Below are 4,843 nucleotides of genomic sequence, written 5' to 3' on the forward strand. Positions count from 1 at the left end.
GTTGAATTGTTGGTAAAGTTTTTCAAGCTAATCAGTTAAGTTATGTCAAAGAATACCCTCTTCCGAGGATAATGTCTAACGGGAATAAATTTAGTTTCGGTTTAAGTATTAATCGAACTCCTAAAAATTAATGAAGCTATCTGCTACCAAAAGAAGATTGACAAGAAATGTAAGGTATGTGATGGTTTTTGAAGATTCACCAAAAAGTGAAATAATGCTTCAAATATTGTCAAATTGATTTCTTATTAGTAAATATTTTGCATCCAGTAATATTTAGAAGTAAAAAATTCTGCAATTCGTTTTTTTTAAAAATTGAACCACTCAAAAAAGGCTCCTTTCAAGTGGGCTTCTAAATATAATAACTAATTTTAAAACATAATAAAAAAATTTAAAATTATGTTAAAATTTGTTAAAATCAGGTAGTATTTGGTCAATTTTTGATAATCGAAAAGCCCAAAAGTAGACTTTACAGACCAAATTGATACTTTATAAAGTTGCAGTAAAATTTCCTGCTAATCTATACTTTATGCATAATTCTACAATGATCCTATGAAGTATTCACTTAAAAATAAGTAATATTTACAACTAATGTAGTTAATTCAAAGTTAAGAAACTATAGAAAATAATGCTTTTTCGATTGGCAATCTAGCCGACTTTTCGTTCGCTTAAAAGCTTATTTATTGCACTCGAAAACAATTTGGAACTGTTTTTCGTAATTATTAAAACAACCTTTTGTAATATGAAAACCTTGGTAATTATTTTAGGATGTATTTGTGTGCTTGGACTAGTAATCAGTCGCTCACAAAGAACAGAGGAAGACCCTCTCAAAAACCATAAATTTGCTGTTGTTAAAACCGATGCCGAATGGCGTAAAATTTTGACACCTGAACAATACAAAGTTACTCGTCAGCGAAGTACCGAACTCGCTTGCTCAGGCGCCTATTGGAAAAACCACGAAAAAGGGATTTATAAATGTGTTTGTTGCAAACTCCCTTTATTCGATTCGAAAACAAAATTTGAATCAGGAACTGGCTGGCCATCTTTTTATAAGGCAATCCACAAGGACGCTATCCTCGAAATTCCTGATGATAGTTTTGGAATGTCTCGCACCGAAATTTTGTGCAGTCGTTGCGGTGCTCACCTCGGACATGTTTTTGATGACGGCCCAAGACCAACAGGGCTGCGATACTGCCTCAATTCAGTGGCATTGGATTTTGAGAAGGATGCTAAATAAACATAATTCATTTCAAAATGAGTGAATTGTGATTGAGTGCATGAGTGATTTTTTAAATTTGTATTCTAGCTGTAGAGACGCAATGATTTCGTTTTTAGTCGAGTTATATCTTGGGCGGTAGTATCAAAAAAGCGGTCGGAAAATATTTTCTGACCGCTTTTTTGATAAGCACATGGATAATAATTCCAATCTTAAAATTCGGGATGAGTCATGTAACAAAATTCTCACTCAGTACAGTGAATAAATAGTTTGACTATTTTTCTAATAAAACACCCCTTTTTATTATCCTATATTCAAATCCTTGTTATTTTTGCAACATCATTGCAAAAATAACAAGGATTATGAAGTTTCTCGTATCGCTCAACTTTTTTCTAGCATTTCTATTTACGGAAAAGCCCTTTCAAAAAAGATTAAAACAAGACTTTGATGTTCAAAAAATTACTTGGAGTGATTTGAAGGATGTGCATTTCAAAAAGAAATTCAATATCGACTTAGCGATGTTTTACCTATATCCCAATTTTGGTCCAAAGGTTACAATGCTTAATGGAAGAACTGTTGAAATTAAAGGATACACGATTCCGATTGATAGTGAAGGTAATTTTGTGGTATCACAAAACCCTAATTCGATGTGTTACTTTTGTGGGAAATCTGGTCCAGAATCGATGATTCAGCTAAAATTTAGTGGGAAACATCAACGCTACAAAACTGATGAAATAAAAACCTTTAAGGGAACTCTGCGACTCAACGCTACTAATGTTCAAGAGCTAAATTACATCTTGGAGGAAGCCGAAAGTGTAGATTGAGTAAATATTTATTGAAATTTGAAAATTGAATTTTTGATTTCGGATTACTCAAATAGAATTGTACAAAGGTTTAAGTTCTGAAATCAAAAATCCAATTTCTTTGCATGAAGTGAAGGGAATTGATGAGCCAAAATATTAGTAAACATAAAATTACGCTCAACACTCATCATTCACAATTCAACACTTATTCTTAGCAGCCTGGTTTTTCCAAAGTAAAATAGGGTGATGTCCAGATTGCTACTTTATTAGTAGCTTTAGTATCAGACTTTACTTTGTTGTCTTGTGCTTCTTTTTTCTCGGCAGAAGCAGCTTTTTTATCGTGATCTTTGCAGTTTTCGGTTTTCGCCGATTTTGAACAAGCCGACTTATCACATTTAGCTTTGTCGCATTTAGACTTATCACATTTCCCACCTGGGCAGGCCAAAGATGCCGCTACAATGCCAAGTGTCAAGAATCCTGAAATAATTGCTTTTTTCATATTGAATTTGTTTAATTAAATGAATAATTAGCGCAAAATATCGAAGCCTAAAGAGGTTTATTGAATACGATAATTTGTACACTGTTGACCTTACAAAATTACTACATTCTACTTGGTTCTTGCTGTCATTCAACTGTTATAGACTTGTTATAGAGTTGTTAAAACCATCTTGTTTTACTAGAATCGCCTTATCTTTACTACATGAAAATACAGCATAAAAATATCCCTTACATTCTGATTGCATCGACTTTAGGCGTTATTGCCTTGGTGATTATCCAGATTATCTGGATGCGTCATTCATGGCAATTATCCGAAGAGATCTTTAACCAAAGGGTAACCTCCGCGCTGTGTTCTACTATCAAATCTTACAAAGATGGTGCCTATTGCAACGAAGGAAAATGCGCGGTAGTAGATATGTCGGGCGAAACGCTCATATCCAATATTTCGGAATTGCCACAGGATATTGTAAATACCAAAGATTTTAGAGAAACCTTGGATAGAAATCTCGCTAATTATCAGGTTTTTTTGCCATATCAAATTAGCCTGTCTACCAATAGTTTTTGTGCAAGCGACGTTTTTCAGACTGCTATTTCCTTCAAAAATCATCACGGTTCTGAAGCCTATTTGAGGGTTACCTTCCCCACCAAGGAACGTTACATATTGGGAGGTATGACATTCATGGTTCTTACCACGTGCTTGATTGTGGTTTTTATAACGGTCATTTTACTGATGGTCAATTGGTCATTAATGAAGCAAAAACTATTACTTCAAACCAATGTGGATTTTTTTAACAATATGGCTCATGAGTTCAAAACGCCGTTAAGTAGCATTGGATTGGCGGTAAATAGACTGGTCAAGAAAAATGAAGAACTCGAAAATAATCCTTTTATTGAGGTGATTAAGCGTGAAAATACCCAATTGCTCCAAGAGGTAGAGAGAGTTTTGCACTTGGCAAAAATAGAAAATGGCGAGTACCTTTTAGAAAAAGAGAAACTTTCTTTGAAAGAGCTTATTACTAACTCTGTAGATAGCTTATCTATGCTGATTGCTGAGAAAAATGCACAAGTAAAAATAGTCGATATTCAACAATCAATTGCTATTCTTGGCGACAAGCAGCACCTTCAGAATGTGATGAGAAACCTTATTGAAAACGCCATAAAATACAATGATAATATTCCTGTAGTTCAGATTTCTAATAAACTGCTTGCGCAAGAAGTAGTCATAGCCATAGAAGATAATGGCATTGGGATTCCGGTGGGACAAAAGGAAATGATTTTCGAAAAATTCCAAAGAGTCCATCAGACTACCCATGCATTCAAAGGATTTGGTTTGGGTCTTGCCTATGTAAAAAATATGATTGAACTCCACCAAGGGCAGATTCAAGTAAAAAGTGAAGAGAAAAAAGGAAGTTGTTTCGAAATAAAATTACCAATTATTGACTAGCTGATTTACCTATGTCTTATAAAATACTGTTGATTGAGGATGACCTAAGTATGGGTTTTTTATTGTCGGAGTTTTTGGAAGACCAAGGCTTTGAGGTAAAACTTTGTAGAGATGGGGAAAGTGGATTGGCGACACTCAAAAGGCAAAATTTTGATGTTTGCTTACTAGACGTAATGATGCCGAAAATGGATGGATTTACGCTTGCTGCACATTTCAAAGCCCTAAGCCCAAATATGCCGTTTTTGTTTATCACTGCGCGTTCTCTCAAAGAAGATAAACTTAAAGGGTTTGAGCTAGGCGCCGAAGATTATATCACTAAGCCTTTTGATGAAGACGAATTACTCTGCAGAATCAAGGTGCTCTTACGCCGTCAAGCTAATCTTGGCCCAGCACTAGCCCCACAAAAATATCAAATTGGCACTTACATTTTTGATTATTCCCGACAAGAACTGAGTTATGCAAATGAATCGTGGCGCTTGACCGAAACAGAAAGTGAAGTTTTAAAATTGCTATGTCAAAACCAAAATCAAATTCTAAAAAGAGAAGAAGCTGTCGAAAAAATTTATGGTAAAAAAGATTATTTCTTAGGCCGAAGTTTTGATGTATTTATTTCAAAACTAAGAAAAATGCTACAAAATGATCCGAGTATAAGCATCGACAATGTATTTAAGGTAGGTTTTATTCTCAATATTCAAAAGTAAATTAGAGCAGCCAAGGGTTCTTAGAATTAGGTTTTAGACTTTAGTTAGCACACAAAATAAAATTCAAGTTTTCAGGAAATAGGCTTTAGGCGTTCAGCCCTAAGCTAAAGAAACTTCACAGACCTTTTAGCAAATACCTAGAGCTCAGGAGCCAACACCAACAAAACCAACCCTTTAATTTTCA

General features: G+C 34.5%; 5 protein-coding genes. 4 read left to right on the top strand and 1 reads right to left on the bottom strand.

What is annotated here, in order from left to right; genetic code table 11:
* The first annotated feature begins 739 nt into the window (after nt 1-739).
* Both msrB and ACOVQ4_RS19055 read left to right on the top strand, forming a co-directional pair.
* A complete protein-coding gene (msrB, locus tag ACOVQ4_RS19050) occupies nt 740-1,234 on the top strand; it encodes a peptide-methionine (R)-S-oxide reductase MsrB (RefSeq protein WP_421822194.1) in 495 nt (164 codons plus the stop codon).
* A gap of 341 nt (nt 1,235-1,575) precedes the next feature.
* Complete coding sequence (locus tag ACOVQ4_RS19055; RefSeq protein ID WP_421822195.1) at nt 1,576-2,037, top strand: DUF3299 domain-containing protein; 462 nt, start codon at nt 1,576-1,578, stop codon at nt 2,035-2,037.
* A gap of 190 nt (nt 2,038-2,227) precedes the next feature.
* On the opposite strand, the gene ACOVQ4_RS19060 is transcribed toward ACOVQ4_RS19055, so the two are convergent.
* Nucleotides 2,228-2,515, bottom strand: coding sequence for a hypothetical protein (locus tag ACOVQ4_RS19060; RefSeq protein ID WP_421822196.1), 288 nt, complete (start codon nt 2,513-2,515; stop codon nt 2,228-2,230).
* A 201-nt stretch (nt 2,516-2,716) separates the two neighbouring features.
* Here ACOVQ4_RS19060 and ACOVQ4_RS19065 point away from each other — a divergent pair, with 201 nt between their 5' ends.
* Both ACOVQ4_RS19065 and ACOVQ4_RS19070 read left to right on the top strand, forming a co-directional pair.
* Nucleotides 2,717-3,958, top strand: coding sequence for a sensor histidine kinase (locus ACOVQ4_RS19065; protein WP_421822197.1), 1,242 nt, complete (start codon nt 2,717-2,719; stop codon nt 3,956-3,958).
* An 11-nt stretch (nt 3,959-3,969) separates the two neighbouring features.
* Nucleotides 3,970-4,659 carry a response regulator transcription factor gene (locus ACOVQ4_RS19070; protein ID WP_421822198.1) on the top strand — a complete coding sequence of 230 codons (690 nt, stop codon included), beginning with the start codon at nt 3,970-3,972 and terminating at the stop codon, nt 4,657-4,659.
* Nucleotides 4,660-4,843 lie beyond the last annotated feature (184 nt).

The organism is Flectobacillus sp. (assembly GCF_049240685.1).
Lineage (GTDB): Bacteria > Bacteroidota > Bacteroidia > Cytophagales > Spirosomataceae > Flectobacillus.